Genomic DNA, 18,462 nt, shown 5'->3' with positions numbered 1-18,462 from the left:
GCTACTGGACCTCAGGGTGTTCAAGGCAACACGGGTGCTACTGGACCTCAAGGTGCTCAAGGTAACACGGGTGCTACTGGTGCCACTGGACCTCAAGGTGTTCAAGGTAACACGGGTGCTACCGGCGCTACTGGACCTCAAGGCGTTCAAGGTAACACGGGTGCTACTGGACCTCAGGGTGTTCAAGGTAACACGGGCGCTACCGGACCTCAAGGCATTCAAGGACCAACGGGTGCTACCGGCGCTACTGGCATAGGAGTTACTGGACCTACTGGACCTTCTGGTGGACCTACCGGACCTACTGGGCCAACTGGACCTAGCTTCCCTATAGCAACAATTGTTGTAACAAACAATATTCAGCAAACAGTACTGCAATTTAATAACTTTATTTTTAGTACTGCAATTAACGTAAACAATATTATCTTCAACGGCACAGATACAGTTACTGTTATTAACGGTGGTATTTATGTAATTAGCGTATCCATTTCTACAACTGCGCCAGGATGCGCTCCACTCGGAGTAGGCATTTCAATTAATGGAGCAGTCGCAACTGATAATTTCTCTTCAAATTTAATAGGCGACTCACTTTCATTTACTACAATCGAAACATTAGCAGCTGGTGCAAGAATTTCTGTCCAATCTACTCTTAATGAGATTACAATCCCTGCGACAGGAAATACTAATATCCGCCTTACTGTATTTAGAATCGCTTAAATTTCATCATATATTGTTTATGACAAATAAAAAAAGAGCGAGGAAACTCGCTCTTTTTTGTTATGTACAATAATTCATTACTATTCTAATTCAATTGAAACATTTTTTTGTGGTACAAATGTAGAAATTGCATGTTTATAAATAAGCTGCTGCTTACCTTCTGTTTCCAGCAGGACTGTAAAATTATCAAATCCTTTAATTAATCCACGAAGCTGGAAACCATTTAATAAGTACAGCGTAACAAACGTATTTTCTTTACGGAGTTGATTTAAAAACTGATCTTGAATATTGATTGATTGCTTCATGTCGAATCCTCCTCTTTTTCTCTACTTACTATTATTCGACTTTACTTGTAACTTTCCTTCTATGTATCGTAAAATTTCTGACGTTTTTTCACCGTCTGTAACATCAAACCACGTGACATCCATTTTATTACGGAACCACGTTAATTGACGTTTTGCATAACGACGCGAATTCGTCTTTAATTGTGACACCGCATCTTCTAAAGAGGCTCGATTCTCAAAATAATCATAGATTTCTTTATATCCAATCGCTTGAATAGATTGACAATCTCGTATCCCTCTATTATACAGCCCTTCTACTTCCTCTAATAGGCCTTGTTCCATCATCAAATCCACTCGTAAGTTAATGCGATCGTATAGCATTTCTCGATCCATTGTCAAGCCAATTAATGAAACATCATAGAGTAACTCTTTTTCTTGTTTCTCAATTTGGTCACTCATTTTTTCACCCGTCATGTGGAAAATTTCTAACGCCCGAATGACACGTCGTGCATTATTTGCATGAATACGCTCCGCACTTTCTGGATCTACTTCTTGCAATTTTTTATGTACATATTCCACACCGCGTTCTAAAGCTAACTTTTCCATTTGCTCTCGGTATATCACATCACCAGCATCATCTGTAAACTGATAATCGAATAAAACAGATTGTATATAAAGACCGGTCCCACCAACTATAATTGGTAATTTACCACGTTCTGTAATTTCTCGAATATGCTTGCGAACACGTTCTTGAAATTCCGCGACAGAAAATGAATCTTCCGGATTTTTTATATCGATCATATAATGTGGAATTCCGTCCATCTCTGCTTTTGTTACCTTTGCAGTTCCAATATCCATCGTTCGATAGATCTGCATGGAATCACCACTAATAATTTCACCGTTCAACGCTTTGGCAAGATCGATACTTAACTTCGTCTTTCCAACAGCAGTTGGTCCAATGATGACAGCAACTTTTTCACGTTGCACTTCTCCCATATCATTCAACTCTCTTTATGTAATATACTCCATCTATTGATTATACCCAATCTTACCAATTTTAACGGCATGATTGCAAGTTCTTTCATTTCGGTACATGAAATTACACAGAAAAAAGAACATAGTTTGTCCAATTCTGCATATACATGATAAAAATAGTTTCGAGAGGATGAGTTAACTATGAAACAATCCACCATCAATTTTTCATCTTTGACAAAAGACCTCATTTTAGCCACTTCTACAAAAGAACAAAATTGTTCACAAGAGGAATTATACTTCGCCCTAAATTGTTTACTACGGGCTTTTCATTCTACTCTCCATGAAACAACATTACATCCAGAAAATAAAAATACAGAATATATACAAACGCAATTTTGCAGTGCATATAAAATTATCACAGGTAAAACTATTTATCCATTTCAATAATCCATAAAAAGCGGCTGCTTACATAGTTTCAAGCAACCGCTTTTTATATTAATATCGATAACCTATTGTATAACTTTCACTTTTACAGATTTGCGCCCCCAGCTATTAGCACTACCATCTGAACCGACTAATACATCAATACGATTTCCTTTAATCGCACCACCGGTGTCTCCAGCAATCGCTTCTCCATATCCTTCTACCCATACTTTTGATCCAAGCGGAATTACTTTCGGATCAACAGCAATTACTTTCATATTTGGATTTGCTGTTAAATCATGCCCCATTGCAGTTAATACACGACCACCATACGAACCATTCTCACTCGGATCTGCTGTATATGCCGTCGCTTCTACTGTAATTTCACGACCACCAGTAGGCGCACTTGTTTCAGTAGATTTTGCAACTGGTTTTGCAGCCGGTTTTTCTTTTACCACAGGTTTACTTGATTCTACATTCTTAATAGAATCGTTACTCTTAACAGACTCTTTATTCTTAACTACTGTATTATTTTTAACTGGCGTATTTGTTCTAGCTGGCGCTTCTTCTTGAGCTACAACCTCTTTCTTTTCGATTACAGGTGCTGTTCCTGTTAAAAATGGCACGTGAACATATCCAACTTTTCCATTGTAGTCGAATTGTAACCATTCATTTTGAACTTGATTCGTCGTTTCAATCACATCATTTTTATTAAGTTTACCTAAAATTTCAGAATCAGTATTCGCTCCAGCACGAACATTTAATACGCCCGCCGTTACATAATATGTGCTCTTTGTAAAATCGGCACTTACAAACGCTTCCTTACCGTTCAACTTAATTTTTGTCCATCCATTTTCTGTATTTATAACATCTAGTGTATTCCCACTGAACACTTTACCTACAAGCTTTGACTCTACATTTGGGTTTTCTCTAACATTTAATACGTCTGTTGTTACAATTGTTTCCGCTTTAGCAGAACCCGCAAAAATCCCAAGACCAAAAACTGCTGCTGTTGCTATACCTAATAATTTTTTCATGAATAGCCTCCATTTGCTTTGTTTTCGTATTTTCATTATAGCAACAGATTTTTAGAATTTTTAGAAATCACACAATTACAAAGCATTCGTAATATACGATTAACGAGTTGTAACATAAATTTCCATATTAATAAAATGTATTCCTCATACAATCTCCAGTGGTTTTCATATATTTTTCATATACGAGCACAAGAACTTTTTTCCAGAAAAAATTACAGTGTTACTTTTTTGTTACAAAAAAGTAACAATTCGTTACATATTTTACCAAAAAACATCAATATTCAATTGTTAACCTATTTTTTTGTAATAAAAAGAGAGCAGCTACTAAAAACTGCTCTCTTTTTATTTGTTATTGAACTTTCTTTTTCCAAACACCTAGCATAACAGCCGAAACAATTGTTCCAATTAATATAGAGAAAATATATAGTAACGGTTTATTTACTAACGCTATTACAAATAATCCACCATGCGGTGCCGGTAATGTAATTTGGAATAACATAGATAACGCACCTGCAATACTTGAACCAACAACACAACTTACGATTACTCGAACCGGATCTGCAGCAGCAAACGGAATCGCACCTTCTGTAATGAACGATGCTCCCATAATATAATTGGTTAAACCAGATTTACGTTCCGCTTCTGTAAACTTTGATTTAAAGAATGTAGTTGCGAATGCAATCGCAAGTGGCGGTACCATCCCACCAGCCATAACTGCTGAGTGCACTCCAAAATTCTGTGCTTCTATTGCAGCAATACCAAACGTAAATGCCGCTTTATTAATTGGCCCCCCCATATCAATTGCCATCATACCACCTAAAATAAGACCTAGTAATATAGCATTCGTACCGTTTAAACCATTTAACCACCCTGTCAACATTTCATTTAATGCTACTACAGGCGGAATTACTACTTTTTGCATTACAACTCCTGTAATCAATAATCCAAAGACTGGATATAACAATACAGGTTTAATTCCTTCTAATTGTACTGGTAGTCCTGAAAATAATCTTTTCAACCCTAAAACAACATATCCAGCTAAGAAACCAGCAATTAACCCACCTAAAAATCCAGCATTCGCATTCGCCGCTAAAAATCCACCTACAACACCAGGCATAAAACCAGGACGATCAGCGATAGAACTTGCAATAAATCCAGCTAAAATTGGTACAAGGAATAAAAACGCACCTGTTTTTCCTCCACCAATTGACATGAACAATTCAGCTAAAGGACCTTCCGCCTTTATACCACCAAACGAAAACGCTAGCGCTATTAAAATCCCGCCGCCAACAACGAATGGAAGCATATTACTTACACCGCTCATTAAATGCTTATAAATTCCTAATCCTTTTTCTCCCTCAATACTTTCTGATTTCCCGTCCTCTTTTACACCTTTAAAGATTGGTGCATCTTGTTTGACAGCTCGCTTAAGCAGATTTTCCGTTTTTCGAATCCCATCAGCAACTGGCACTTGAATGACATGTTTACCAGCAAAACGATTCATTTCTACTTGTTTATCCGCCGCAACAATAATAGCTGTTGCACGTTCAATATCCTCTTTCGTTAAACCGTTTTTAATACCTGTTGATCCGTTTGTTTCAACTTTAATCGCTATTCCTAACTCTGTCGCTTTTGCTTTTAAGCTATCCGCTGCCATATATGTGTGAGCGATTCCAGTTGGACAAGCTGTAACAGCAAGTACGTACGGTTCATTTCCTTCTGGTTTTGCGACTTCAGTCTCTTCTTCTTTTTCATTCTCTTTTTCATCAAATAGTTGAAGAAGCTCACTTTCATCCTTTGCTTCTAATAGTTGCTTGCGAAATCCTTCATCCATTAATAATGTCGATAAACGAGACAACGTTTCTAAATGAGTATTATTCGCTCCTTCACTTGCAGCAATCATAAAGAATAAGTGTGCTGGCTGTCCGTCAAGCGACTCATAATTGATACCGCTTACACTTCTACCAAAACAAATCGATGGTTGTTTAACAGCCTTTGTCTTCGCATGAGGTATTGCAATACCTTCCCCTATTCCAGTCGTACTTTGGGACTCCCGCTTTAAAATAGCTTCTTTAAATTCCGTTTTACTATTTAAACGATTTGCCCCGTTTAATTTCTCAACTAATTCATCTATGACAGCTTCTTTATTTGAAGCTGTCAAATCCATAATGACTGTATCCCTTTTTAATAGTTCTGTAATTTTCATATGTTGCTTCCCCCTATCGCTTAGCTACAATTACTTGCGACAATAATTCTTCTACTTTTTCCTTCTTACATAAATCAGCTGAAAATGCTGTTGCACTCCCTGTTGCAACGCCGTATTGAAATGCCTTTTCAATATCTTTTGTCTGTTCATATTTGCCTACAAACCCTGCAACAAGAGAATCCCCGGCCCCAACTGAATTAATTACAACACCTTTTGGAACAGTCGCTTCATATATACCTTCTGCCGTAAATAATAAAGCTCCCTCTCCAGCCATCGATACGATAACGTGTTTTACACCTTGTTCAATTAATTTTCTTCCATAAGGTAAAACGTCCTCTACTGTTGAAAGCTCCACTCCAAACAACTCACCAAGTTCATGGTGGTTTGGCTTAATTAAAAATGGCTTATTTTTAATTACATGTTGCAGTGCACTTCCACTTGCATCTACTACTACACGAATACCTTTTTCAGCTCCAAACGCAGCAATTGATTCGTAAAAGGTACTTGGAATAGAAACTGGTACACTCCCAGCAAGTACAACACAATCTCCAGGTTGCATACTCTCAATTTTTTTCATTAACTGTTCGAACTGCTCTTTTGTTACAATAGGACCTTGGCCATTTAATTCTGTTTCTTCTTCCCCTTTTATTTTCACATTAATGCGAGTATCTTCATCTACTTGGACGAAGTTTGTTGTTACACCTTCCGTCTGTAATACCTCTTTAATAAATTGACCAGTAAATCCACCAGTAAATCCAAGTGCTATATTTTTAACACCTAAACGCTGAAGAACACGAGAAACATTAATTCCTTTTCCTCCAGGAAACTTCATATCTTTTTCCGCTCGATTTATTGTTCCTAAATCAAAGGAAGAAACTTGCACTACATAATCAATAGATGGGTTTAAAGTAACTGTATAGATCATTGTTTATCAGCCTCAATTACATTGGTTTGTTGTTTATATTTTTCTAAATCAATTTCTAAATGGTTTGTAATAATATTTGCATCTTCAACATTTGCAATTTTCGCAAACGCAACTTCTGAAAACTTACTTTCATCAATTAAGAAATATCCTTCGTTTGCTAATGTTAATGCCATTTGTTTTAAGAGCGCTTCTTCTGGATCTGGCGTTGTAAAGCCAAGCTGTTCATGTACACCATTTGCACCTAAAAAACATTTATCAAAACGATACTTCTGCATACTTTCCTGTGCCATAGCACCGATTAAAGCTTTCGTCCTACTCTTCATCATTCCGCCTAGTAAATACGCACGAATATTATTTTCAACTAAAGCTTCAATATGCATAAGTCCATTCGTAACGACAGTAACATCTTTATTTATTAAAAATGGAATCATTTCAAATGTTGTACTTCCTGCATCTAAATAAATACAATCACCTTGTTCAATAACGCTAGCCGCATACTTAGCAATTTGTTGTTTTATTTGAATGTTTTTGGATGATTTTTCAACCATCGTTGGTTCTTGCCCTTTTCCTGTTAAAACAGCGGCACCACCATGAACTCTTTTTAATAACCTTTGCTTTTCCAATTGCGCTAAATCACGGCGAATTGTCGATTCAGAGCTTTCTGTTCTTTCAACTAATTGCTGTAATTTTACAACTTTCTGTTCTTTTACAAGTTGCAATATCATTTGATGACGTTCAGGAGTTAACATTTTATTCACCTCTTCTTTGATTACAGTATAATGAAAACGGTCACAAAAATCAACCGTAAACAATCAAAAATAATCAAAAACATCCAAAAACGTTTATAAACAGCAAAAAGAAACCTATTCGATCAAACAATCAAATAGGTTTCTTTTCTAAATTCACTTATAAAGAAGCTTTATATATACTTAAAACATCATCTTTATTTAATTTTTTAAAGTTACCAAATTCACCATACGCCATCGCTTTATCCGCCATTAAATCAATTTCATTTTCTCCAATAGCGTAATCAGATAATGTTACTGGCGCCTCAATTGAAGTCCAAAATTGACGCAGTGCCTCAATTCCTTCTAACGCCACTTCTTTATCTGTTTTACCACCTGTTTCTATATCAAATACACGAATAGCGAACTGTTTAAAACGACTTACATTTTCCTCTACAACATGCTTCATCCAGTTCGGGAATAAAATCGCAAGGCCACCCCCGTGTGGTATATCATGAACAGCAGAAACTGCATGCTCAATATTATGAGTGGCCCAATCTCCTTTTACTCCCATTGCTAAAATGCCGTTTAACGCCATAGTACCACAATATAAAACAGTTTCTCTATGCTCATAATTTTCTAAATCATTTAAAAGCTTAGGAGCTGTCTCAATTACTGTTTTTAAAACAGCTTCACAATAACGATCTTGTAGTTCTGTATTCGTTCCATGATGGAAATATTGTTCTAATACGTGCGACATAATATCTACCATACCGTAAATTGTTTGATCTTTCGGTACAGAAGTAGTATGAACTGGATCTAAAATCGAAAACTGCGGGAAAGTAACCGGGCTACCCCATCCATACTTTTCATTCGTTTCCCAGTTTGTAATTACCGAGCCTGCATTCATTTCAGATCCTGTTGCTGCAAGAGTAAGTACAGTACCAAATGGTAATGCCTCATTAGCAAATGTTTTTTTCGTTACAATATCCCATACATCTCCATCGTACTTACTACCAGCTGCAATTGCCTTCGTACAGTCGATTACACTTCCTCCACCAACTGCTAAAATAAATTCAACACCATTCTCTTTACAAATTTGAATCCCTTTCTTTACAGTTGATACACGTGGATTCGGTTCAACATCTGTTAATTCAAATACTTCTGCATTAATATCCTTTAAAATAGAAATTACATTATCATAAATACCGTTTCTTTTAATGCTGCCTCCCCCGTATACGAGAAGAACTTTTTTACCGAACTGTGGAATTTCAGTTTTTAGCTGTTCTAATTGACCTTTACCGAAAATAAGTTTCGTTGGATTACGAAATACAAAATTTTGCATATTTCTTTACCATCCCTTCTATATGAAAAGCAACTATACTTTTGTATACCATATTTTTTTCATTTCACAAAAATATTTGCTTAATAAAAAAATCCCAGCCTACAGGCTGAGATTTTTTTATTGGTAATAAGGTGAGATCATTAAGTAAACAATAACACCAGATAAACTTACATATAACCAAATCGGCATCGTCCAACGTACAATTTTACGGTGACGTGTTAATTGATTTGTAAAACCAAATACAAGCGCAAACAATGCAAGTGGTACGATAATTGCTGCTAGGATAATATGTGTAATTAAAATGATGAAATACACATATTTAATGAATCCTTCTCCGCCAAAATGTGTTGCCGGCGCTAAGTAATGATACGATAAATACGACACACAAAATAGTAAAGTTGTCGTAAATGCTGCTAGGATAAAACCACGATGCATTTTCACATTCTTTTTAATAATAGAGAATAACGCTGCTAATAAAAATACGAACGTAAAGCTATTAAAAATCGCGTTTAACATTGGTAAAATCGTTACATCAAAATGTACTTCTCCTTCATAGCCAACAGGTCCAAAGAACAAAAATAAAATAATCGCATTTACAATTACAGAAAGCGTTATCACAATAGGAGCATAGCTTTTCTGATTTGTTGATTGATCCACCAAAATGGTCACTCCCTCTTCCTTCAAGTATGTATACATAACCTCACTATTTTAACATATTATTCACAGTGTAAATGTGACAATAGTTTGACACAGCAAGACCAGACAAAGAAAAAAATCCTTCTTAATAAAACTTCTTAAGAAGGATTTTATCGCTTTATTATTCAAATAGCAATGCGATTAGTTTTTGTTAAAAAATGTATCGCTATATGCTTGAAAAATTTCAGACACTTGATATCCCATTAATGAAATTGCTGTTAATGAAAAGAAACCAATCATAAGAAATCGAAACCACATATAAATCTCCTCCTTGTATTTAGCTTAAAAAACATTCGCTATATTACAAGTTGAGTGGCACTCTTCATCGTCACTTTCCTTTTTCCTTACAATTGCTGTAATAAATCGAATCATAAAGAAAACTACAAAAGGAAATTGTTCGTAATTCACATTGGCATAGTTTAGCAACGGCTCGCGCTGCACATCGAACGGAGATGAGAAGGAATAGAACATACCTTGCTCTTCCATATATACAATTACAATTTTCATGCAAAATACGATTCCTAGAAACGAAACAATATCTTGCCATTCTGTCGTATATAACAGGTTATACAGCTCTAATACATACTCTTCCATCATCATCCCCCCTTCCTTTTTTACCATTTTGCTCGCCTTCGTATAAAAAGTCAAGAAAAAAGTTTATATTCACTATGACAATAGTAATTACTTGTTTCTATGATTATATATGATTCTTTTATAGCAATGATTGGGTGTAACTCTCTTCGAAAATAAGAAAATTAGAATCGAACAGATTCCTCATTCTTACTTTTAGGATGCAAAACTGTGATATTTTTATTTCTATTAAAAATAAAATAAGAAAGTATTATAAGAACAGTAACAAACATTGTTAAAAATGCTTGTGAACGTAAAGTATCAATTGCGAACATCGCAACTAAAACTGCTATAATAGCAGCAATTGTAACATACGTTACATACGGAAAAAGCCACATTTTCACTTTCAAATTTTGTTGTTCTACTTTCCCCATTTTTTTACGCATCTTTAAATGCGAAACTGCAATAACGAGATAAACTAGTAACGCAATCCCGCCAGATGCATTCACTAAAAACAAAAAGACTTTATCTGGAGAAATGTAACTAAACACAACTCCAATATAAGCGAAGAAAGTTCCAAATAAAACCGCTCGAACGGGAACACCACTACTGTTCAATTTTAAAAATGACTTTGGAGCATCTCCTCTTTCTGCCATTGAAAAAAGCATTCTTGAATTTGTATATAAGCCTGAATTTAAGCAAGAAAGTACAGCTGTTAAAACGATAAAATTCATAATTTGTGCTGCCGCTGGTATTCCTATATGTTCAAGTACAGCTACAAATGGACTTTTTAATATGTTTGCTGAATTCCATGGCAGTAGCGTGACAACTACCGCTATAGACCCAATAAAAAATACAAGAATACGCCAAATCACACTGTTTGTTGCTGTTTTTACTGCTTTTACAGGTTCTGCAGATTCACCTGCGGCTACTGCTACAATCTCTGATCCCATAAATGAAAATATAACAACAGTAATTCCAAGCAGGACCGAACTTATACCGTTTGGCATAAATCCACCTTGTCCAATTAAATTCGAAGTGCCAGGTGCTTCTGTTCCTGGAACAAATCCTAAAATAACAGCAAGACCTAGACAAAGGAACAAAACAATACTTATTACTTTAATAAAAGAAAACCAATATTCAAACTCTCCAAATGATTTCACCGAAAAAACGTTCGTCAGCGTTAATAAAATTGTTAATATTAAACTTAATAACCAAAGCGGTATTTGTGGAATCCAATATTGGATAATACCAGCACCTGCTGTGGCTTCTATTGCAATAACAATTACCCAAAAAAACCAGTATAACCAGCCTATTGTATAACCCGCCCAAGGACCAATCGCTTCTCTTGCATACGTTGCAAATGAACCACTTGTCGGATTAACAGCTGCCATTTCTCCTAGCATTCTCATGACGAAAATGACTAGAAGTCCTGCTAATGCATATGAAACGATAGAACCTGGTCCTGCCGAATGTACAACTGCACCACTTCCAACAAACAAACCAGCCCCTATTACGCCGCCAATTGAAATCATTGTAATGTGGCGTATTTTGAGGTCTTTCTTTAGATTTTTATCCAAATCTTGTACATCCCCTTCCAAACTAAATTTTGAAATTTATGTAAGAGTACTGTGCGAAAGATTTTGTCCTATACTTTAAAATATATCAAAATATTCTGAATTTAACAATTTCAATTCAACCTTCTTCAAAAATTATTACATTAGGTTTAATACTCTCCCATACACAATTGTTGAGAAAATTATAGTCCTCTTACAAAAGAAAGAATTTTCAGATATCATTAAATAAACAAGATTATACATCTAGACAACTTTTTGTATAGGAGTGTTGATATGTTAAACAAGTTCAAATTTTTTTGTTGTATTTTAGTAATGTTCTTACTTCTACCGCTATCCCCTTTCCAAGCACAAGCAGCAAACAATTTAGGTTCAAAATTACTCGTTGGATACTGGCATAACTTTGATAACGGTACTGGCATTATTAAATTAAAAGACGTTTCACCAAAATGGGATGTAATCAATGTATCTTTTGGTGAAACTGGTGGTGATCGTTCCACTGTTGAATTTTCTCCTGTGTATGGTACAGATGCAGACTTCAAATCAGATATTTCTTATTTAAAAAGTAAAGGAAAGAAAGTAGTTCTTTCAATAGGTGGACAAAATGGAGTCGTTTTACTTCCTGACAATGCCGCTAAGGATCGTTTTATTAATTCCATACAGTCTCTAATCGATAAATACGGTTTTGATGGAATAGATATTGACCTTGAATCAGGTATTTACTTAAACGGAAATGACACTAATTTCAAAAATCCAACTACTCCCCAAATCGTAAATCTTATATCAGCTATTCGAACAATCTCAGATCATTATGGTCCAGATTTTCTATTAAGCATGGCTCCTGAAACAGCTTATGTTCAAGGCGGTTATAGCGCATATGGAAGCATATGGGGTGCATATTTACCAATTATTTACGGAGTGAAAGATAAACTAACATACATTCATGTTCAACACTACAACGCTGGTAGCGGGATTGGAATGGACGGTAATAACTACAATCAAGGTACTGCAGACTACGAGGTCGCTATGGCAGATATGCTCTTACATGGTTTTCCTGTAGGTGGTAATGCAAATAACATTTTCCCAGCTCTTCGTTCAGATCAAGTCATGATTGGGCTTCCAGCAGCACCAGCGGCAGCTCCAAGTGGTGGATACATTTCGCCAACTGAAATGAAAAAAGCTTTAAATTATATCATTAAAGGAGTTCCGTTCGGAGGAAAGTATAAACTTTCTAACCAGAGTGGCTATCCTGCATTCCGCGGCCTAATGTCTTGGTCTATTAATTGGGATGCAAAAAACAACTTCGAATTCTCAAATAACTATAGAACATATTTTGATGGTCTTTCCTTGCAAAAATAACAAAGTAAAACTATAATTAGCCCCCTTCAATCGGACATTTATGGGCAATCAATGCAGGATAAAAACAGCAATAGGACCCTTTATAGGTCCTATTGTTGTTTTTTATTTATGAAAATTACTTTGTCACATCTAAAGTTTTAAGAAACTGTTTTCCATCGCCCAACATCGCACGTTCCTCCGAATCATATTGTTAAATATTCTAGTCACTCTTTTGCTTCAACACAAAAACTGAAAGTTCAGGTACACTACAAAATCTAACAGGCATCCTAGTAGTCCCAATACCACGATTTACATATAAATATAACTGCTTACTCTTCCCCTCCACTTCATACATACCTTCAACATAGCTCTCAGCTAGTTTGGTAGTAATTAACGGACCTACAAAAGGGATTTGGACTTGTCCTCCGTGACTATGTCCTGACAGTTGAAGATCAACTGGGTAACGATTTATTTTGGTTACAACATCCGGCTCATGTACTAATAACATGTTGAAATCATTTTGTTTCAAGTTTTTTAAAGTTGAATCTATTTTCGGCTTCCCTAATAGAAAATCATCCAAACCTGATATTGTAATATATTTGCCGTTTTCCACTTTAATTTTCTGCACTTCATTTACTAATACAGAAAAACCAGCTTCCTCCATATATTTTTTGTAAAATAAACTACCGCCCCCGCCCCTATCATGATTCCCAAACACAGCATATTTCCCTAAGGGAGCGTAAATTTTCTGCAAAATAGCCTTCGCTTCTTCTCTTTCTGCACTATAAGACCCAAATTTATCTATTAAATCTCCGGTAAAAACTACTATATCTGGATGTAATTCATTCATCTTCTCCACCAAATGTTCAAGTTGCTTCAATGTAAACTCTGGCCCTAAATGTACATCTGAAAACTGTAATATTTTTTTATTATTAAATTCTTTAGGAATTGCAGAAGCTTCTATTTCATTCCATGTAACTGTTACTAGTTTTCGTTCTATTTCTGTCGCATAATAATACAAACTTACTAGTATCATTAATATACTTATAAAACTAATAATAAATATCTTTACGATTGATTTTTTTCGTTCTTTTTTTACATGATTCGTATTCATGTTTTCACCTCTAGAAACACTTTAAATCCTTATTGTTACATTAATGTGACAACATGAACAATGTTATTAATATGTAATTTCCTCCCTATTCACTTTGACAATTTTATACAGAAGTCATACCATATTTTTATAATACATATATTTTCGAATCTTTTTCTATTCATTCCATCATTTTATTACGGAGGGGTTATTCATGTCTGTATTTACACCAGAAGAAATTACGGAACTTGCTGCTAATTCCGGAAGGAAAAAAGCTCATTTATCATTACTCCCTATGCTAATTCTCGGTTTTTTTGGCGGTGCTTTTATCGCATTAGGGTATTTACTCGATATTCATGTTATTGGAACAATGCCAAAATATTGGGGATCATTTTCTAGTTTTCTAGGCGCTGCTGTATTCCCTATCGGTCTTATTCTCGTTATTCTTGCAGGCGGTGAACTAGTAACTGGTAACATGATGACAGTTTCTATGGCCTGGCTCCAAAAGAAAATTACTTTATTTTATTTCATACAAAATTTAGTTATTGTTACATTTAGCAATTTCATAGGAGCTGTATTCGTAGCCTATTTTTTCGGTCATATCGTCGGCTTAACTGAAGGAGCTTTTTTAGCGAAAACTATTTCTATCGCTCAAGTGAAACTACAAGATACACCATTGCAAGCATTTATTTCTGCAATCGGATGTAATTGGCTCGTTTGTTTAGCTGTTTGGCTCAGTATGGGAAGTAAAGAATTTATCGGAAAGATTATCGGTATTTGGTTCCCAGTTATGACTTTTGTTGCGATTGGATTTCAACACGTTGTAGCCAATATGTTTGTCATCCCAGCCGCAATTTTTGCCGGTCATTTCACTTGGGCTGAATATTTTCCAAACTTTATTTTTGTTTTCTTTGGAAATTTAGTAGGAGGTATGTTATTTGTAGCACTACCTTACTTCATATCTTATAATAAGAAACTATCTTCTTATCAAGAGAAGACTGAAATGAAGAACAAATCCCTGTCGGCTTAAATAGAATGTGTATAAAGAACCCTAAAAATATTACAAATTTCATTTTTTTTGCGAATATATGTACGTACACTTGTTCTCGAATGTTTTATACGTTATAATAACAACTTAAATAGCATTATTTACATATGAGGTGAAAAACATGAACAAAACAGAATTAATTAAAAACGTAGCACAAAATGCTGAGATTTCTCAAAAAGAAGCTACTGTAGTTGTACAAACTGTAGTAGAATCAATCACTAACACTTTAGCTGCTGGTGAAAAAGTACAACTTATCGGATTCGGTACATTCGAAGTTCGCGAAAGAGCTGCTCGTACAGGCCGTAACCCACAAACTGGTGAAGAAATGCAAATCGCAGCTTCTAAAGTACCTGCTTTCAAAGCTGGTAAAGAACTAAAAGAAGCTGTAAAATAATGAAAAAATATCCTTCTCATTTATGAGAAGGATATTTTTTCATTACATAATTAATAAAAATCTGACCATTATGCTGTTTCTTTTGTTCTTTTATGCAAATAAAATTTTTACTTTCAAAAAAAGGTTTTGCGGTAATGCTCGCCTCTGTATATATCTCCCTATGTCCCAAGTTCACTGCTTCTTTTTCTAACTTCTGTAGTATGTATGAAGCGACTCTTTTCCCTTGATAATCTTTATGCGTAAATAAACGATCTACGTAACGATCATCGTTATAATCCCCAAACCCCACAATCATACCTTTATGATCCGCTACATAGCTAATATTCTTTTCTAAAGACTGTAACCAATTTTCTCTATCTAGTCGCTCCGGTGCCCACGCCTGTAGCTGTAACTCATTATAATCTTTTGCATTAACCGTATGAACTGTTTCATAGAACAATTGTAATACTTGATTTAAATCTTCTTTCTGAAATGTTCTAATTATAATATCTTTTAACATATATAAGTCTCCTTACCAAACTACCTCTTAACTTTTCTACTATATACGATTCCATAATTCTTCTTTATTATATCGTTTTAATTTCTATACGAACAAAAAAACAATACTTATTCAAAGTATTGTTTTTTAATTCTATTCAATTACTTAATGTAGCTTTTTAAGATTTTAATTTAACTCTTTGTAATCGTAATGCATTTAATACAACGGATACAGAACTAAATGCCATCGCTGCTCCAGCAACCCAAGGGGCTAAGAAACCTAATGCCGCAATTGGAATTCCTAACGCGTTATAAGCTAATGCCCAGAATAAATTTTGTTTAATATTTCTTATCGTCATTTTACTCATAAAGATCGCATCAGCAATACTATTTAAATCACCGCGGATTAACGTTATATCCGCTGCTTCCATCGCTACATCCGTTCCCGTTCCAATTGCCATACCAATGTTCGCTGTAGCAAGAGCAGGAGCATCATTTATCCCATCTCCAACCATCGCTACTTTCTTACCATTTGCTTGCAGTTTTTTCACTTCTTCTGCTTTTCCTTCTGGCAATACTTCTGCAATTACGTGATCAATACCAACTTGCTTTGCAATCGCCTGAGCAGTTTGTGTATTATCTCCTGTAATCATCACAACGTCTAGACCCATTTTTTTCAGTCTTGCGATAGCTGCTTTTGAAGTATCTTTCACAGTATCTGCAACGGCAACTATACCAGCATATTCTTTATCGATTGCAATAAGCATTGCTGTTTTTCCTTCTCGTTCTAGCTCTTCCATTGATTTTGAAACTTCTTCAATATCAATATTGAATTTCTTCATTAATCGACGTGTGCCAATTAATAATTGTTTTCCTTCTACGACTGATTCGATACCAAATCCAGGAATCGCTTCAAACGTTTCTGAACTTGGAATATCAATTTTCTTTTCTCTAATTCCTTCCACAATCGCTTCTGCAAGTGGGTGTTCAGAATTTTTTTCTGCCGCACCTACTAAACGTAGTATTTCTTCTTCATGGAATCCATCTGCTACAATTATATCTGTTAACACAGGCTTTCCGTTTGTCACAGTACCTGTTTTATCTAGAATAACTGTATCTAATCGGTGCGTTGCTTCTAAATGCTCTCCACCTTTAAATAAAATACCATACTCAGCCGATCTTCCTGATCCTGCCATAATAGATGTAGGCGTTGCAAGACCTAATGCACATGGACAAGCGATAACAAGTACTGCTATCATTTTCTCAAGTGCTCCGCCAAAATCACCAGGTGTAACAAATATCATCCATACTGCAAATGTGATAATCGCAATCACAACTACAACCGGTACAAAAATACCTGAAATTTGATCCGCTACCCTTTGAATAGGAGCTTTTGAACCTTGTGCCTCTTCTACTACTTTAATGATTTGAGCTAATGCAGTATCTCTGCCTACTTTAGTTGCTTTCACTTTTAAAAAACCATTTTTATTTATTGTCGAACCTATTACTACATCCCCAATTGACTTATCAACAGGAATACTTTCACCCGTTAACATCGATTCATCAATCGCTGATTTTCCTTCTACAATCTCACCATCTACTGGTATTTTTTCACCAGGCTTTACATAGACGATATCACCAGCTACTACTTCTTCAATCAAAATTTTTATTTCTGTTCCATCTCGCACAACTGTAGCTGTCTTCGCTTGTAAACCCATCAATTTTTTAATTGCTTCTGATGAGCGCCCTTTTGCTTTCGCTTCAAATAATTTACCTAAAATAATTAATGTAATAAGTACCGCACTCGTTTCAAAATATAAATCTGTCATATGTTCCGAAGAACCAATAGATTGAATACTTAAATATACACTATAGAAATACGCGGCCGACGTTCCAAGTGCCACGAGAACATCCATATTAGCACTTTTATTGCGTAACGCTTTATAAGCCCCAACATAAAACTGTCCACCAATGATAAATTGAACAGGAGTTGCAAGTGCTAGTTGCACCCAAGGGTTCATTAACATATCTGGTAAATAAATAAATGACGTAAATGAGAAATGACTAACCATTGCCCATAATAATGGGAAAGATAAAATAAACGAAATAATAAACTTCTTCTTTTGTCTTTCAATTTCTTGTAATCGATGATCAGTTGATGCATCTTGATCATCTGGTTTCACTTCTAATTTATATCCTAGCTTCGTAATCGCGCTCTTCATTTCATTTACATTAACTTCATCAGGGTTAAAGTCTACTGTGGCTGATTCTAAAGCAAAATTTACTGTCGCCTTGTTCACACCATCTAACTTATTTAAACGCTTTTCAACTCTATTTGCACATGCTGCACATGTCATTCCTGAAACAGTAAATTCAGCTTTATCACTTACAATTCCATATCCTAATGATTCAACTTTTTCTTTAAATTGTTGCGGATTTGTTTTAGTTGGATCGTACATTATTTTTGTTTTTTCAAGCGCAAAATTTACATTTGCCTCATGAACACCTTCTACTTTTTTTAGACCTTTTTCAATTCTATTTGCACATGCCGCACATGTCATTCCTGATATTTGAAGATTGGCCTCTTTTTTTTCATTCATGTCTCTCACCTCTATATACCCTTATGAGGTATAATGAT

The 18,462-nt window shown here is 35.3% G+C and carries 18 protein-coding genes; 5 read left to right on the top strand and 13 right to left on the bottom strand.

The features are described from left to right. The coding region (locus HMAS_RS28020; protein WP_240325941.1) for a Gly-Xaa-Xaa repeat protein at positions 1–714 on the top strand (714 nt) is incomplete at its 5' end. Between the two features lie 80 nt (positions 715–794). Here the strand turns inward: HMAS_RS28020 and hfq are convergent. Both hfq and miaA read right to left on the bottom strand, forming a co-directional pair. Continuing rightward, a complete protein-coding gene (gene hfq, locus HMAS_RS05985; RefSeq protein ID WP_000813896.1) occupies positions 795–1,019 on the bottom strand; it encodes an RNA chaperone Hfq in 225 nt (74 codons plus the stop codon). Positions 1,020–1,040: 21 nt separating this feature from the next. Next, a complete protein-coding gene (gene miaA, locus HMAS_RS05980) occupies positions 1,041–1,994 on the bottom strand; it encodes a tRNA (adenosine(37)-N6)-dimethylallyltransferase MiaA (protein WP_006922262.1) in 954 nt (317 codons plus the stop codon). A gap of 180 nt (positions 1,995–2,174) precedes the next feature. Here miaA and HMAS_RS05975 point away from each other — a divergent pair, with 180 nt between their 5' ends. Next, on the top strand, positions 2,175–2,420 hold the full coding sequence (locus HMAS_RS05975) for a hypothetical protein (protein WP_000814429.1): 246 nt from the start codon (positions 2,175–2,177) through the stop codon (positions 2,418–2,420). A gap of 62 nt (positions 2,421–2,482) precedes the next feature. Here HMAS_RS05975 and entD read toward each other — a convergent pair whose 3' ends face one another. The 8 genes from entD to gabP all read right to left on the bottom strand — a co-directional run bounded on the left by entD (position 2,483) and on the right by gabP (position 11,480). Beyond that, the gene (gene entD, locus HMAS_RS05970) at positions 2,483–3,433 is read right to left on the bottom strand and encodes a cell wall-binding protein EntD (RefSeq protein ID WP_000734610.1); all 951 of its coding nucleotides are present in this window, start codon (positions 3,431–3,433) and stop codon (positions 2,483–2,485) included. 349 nt (positions 3,434–3,782) lie between these two features. Further along, positions 3,783–5,639, bottom strand: a complete 1,857-nt coding sequence (locus tag HMAS_RS05965) for a PTS fructose transporter subunit IIABC (protein ID WP_006922259.1) — start codon at positions 5,637–5,639, stop codon at positions 3,783–3,785. A 13-nt stretch (positions 5,640–5,652) separates the two neighbouring features. Next, entirely contained in the window at positions 5,653–6,564 is a 912-nt protein-coding gene (pfkB, locus tag HMAS_RS05960) for a 1-phosphofructokinase (protein ID WP_000640859.1), read from the bottom strand. Beyond that, positions 6,561–7,313 carry a DeoR/GlpR family DNA-binding transcription regulator gene (locus HMAS_RS05955; RefSeq protein WP_000957279.1) on the bottom strand — a complete coding sequence of 251 codons (753 nt, stop codon included), beginning with the start codon at positions 7,311–7,313 and terminating at the stop codon, positions 6,561–6,563. Before HMAS_RS05955 ends, pfkB begins: the two co-directional genes overlap by 4 nt. 157 nt (positions 7,314–7,470) lie before the next feature. After that, positions 7,471–8,634 (bottom strand): iron-containing alcohol dehydrogenase, encoded by a 1,164-nt coding sequence (locus HMAS_RS05950; RefSeq protein WP_098905935.1) that lies wholly within the window; start codon positions 8,632–8,634, stop codon positions 7,471–7,473. 117 nt (positions 8,635–8,751) lie between these two features. Continuing rightward, on the bottom strand, positions 8,752–9,294 hold the full coding sequence (locus HMAS_RS05945; protein WP_000228315.1) for a DUF420 domain-containing protein: 543 nt from the start codon (positions 9,292–9,294) through the stop codon (positions 8,752–8,754). A 318-nt stretch (positions 9,295–9,612) separates the two neighbouring features. Further along, complete coding sequence (locus HMAS_RS05940; RefSeq protein ID WP_002026213.1) at positions 9,613–9,951, bottom strand: hypothetical protein; 339 nt, start codon at positions 9,949–9,951, stop codon at positions 9,613–9,615. 134 nt (positions 9,952–10,085) lie between these two features. Continuing rightward, complete coding sequence (gabP, locus tag HMAS_RS05935; RefSeq protein ID WP_000360111.1) at positions 10,086–11,480, bottom strand: GABA permease; 1,395 nt, start codon at positions 11,478–11,480, stop codon at positions 10,086–10,088. Between the two features lie 270 nt (positions 11,481–11,750). Between gabP and HMAS_RS05925 the strand changes: the two genes are divergently transcribed. Further along, positions 11,751–12,833 carry a chitinase gene (locus HMAS_RS05925; protein ID WP_000932436.1) on the top strand — a complete coding sequence of 361 codons (1,083 nt, stop codon included), beginning with the start codon at positions 11,751–11,753 and terminating at the stop codon, positions 12,831–12,833. A gap of 199 nt (positions 12,834–13,032) precedes the next feature. Here the strand turns inward: HMAS_RS05925 and HMAS_RS05920 are convergent, their stop codons facing one another. After that, positions 13,033–13,926, bottom strand: a complete 894-nt coding sequence (locus HMAS_RS05920) for a metallophosphoesterase (RefSeq protein ID WP_071740065.1) — start codon at positions 13,924–13,926, stop codon at positions 13,033–13,035. A gap of 193 nt (positions 13,927–14,119) precedes the next feature. Here HMAS_RS05920 and HMAS_RS05915 point away from each other — a divergent pair, with 193 nt between their 5' ends. Together HMAS_RS05915 and HMAS_RS05910 are read left to right on the top strand one after the other, a co-directional pair. Continuing rightward, positions 14,120–14,935: a formate/nitrite transporter family protein gene (locus HMAS_RS05915; RefSeq protein ID WP_116344716.1), complete on the top strand. Its 816-nt coding sequence runs from the start codon at positions 14,120–14,122 to the stop codon at positions 14,933–14,935. A gap of 139 nt (positions 14,936–15,074) precedes the next feature. After that, positions 15,075–15,347 (top strand): HU family DNA-binding protein, encoded by a 273-nt coding sequence (locus HMAS_RS05910; protein ID WP_001043904.1) that lies wholly within the window; start codon positions 15,075–15,077, stop codon positions 15,345–15,347. A 16-nt stretch (positions 15,348–15,363) separates the two neighbouring features. On the opposite strand, the gene HMAS_RS05905 is transcribed toward HMAS_RS05910, so the two are convergent. Continuing rightward, complete coding sequence (locus tag HMAS_RS05905; RefSeq protein WP_065223000.1) at positions 15,364–15,846, bottom strand: GNAT family N-acetyltransferase; 483 nt, start codon at positions 15,844–15,846, stop codon at positions 15,364–15,366. A 157-nt stretch (positions 15,847–16,003) separates the two neighbouring features. Next, positions 16,004–18,424, bottom strand: a complete 2,421-nt coding sequence (locus tag HMAS_RS05900) for a heavy metal translocating P-type ATPase (protein ID WP_065222999.1) — start codon at positions 18,422–18,424, stop codon at positions 16,004–16,006. Positions 18,425–18,462 lie beyond the last annotated feature (38 nt).

This window comes from Bacillus sp. HMA207 (assembly GCF_003402455.1).
GTDB lineage: Bacteria > Bacillota > Bacilli > Bacillales > Bacillaceae_G > Bacillus_A > Bacillus_A cereus.
The sequence above is the reverse complement of the archived record's forward strand: the minus strand, read 5'-3'. Positions and strand labels throughout refer to the sequence as shown.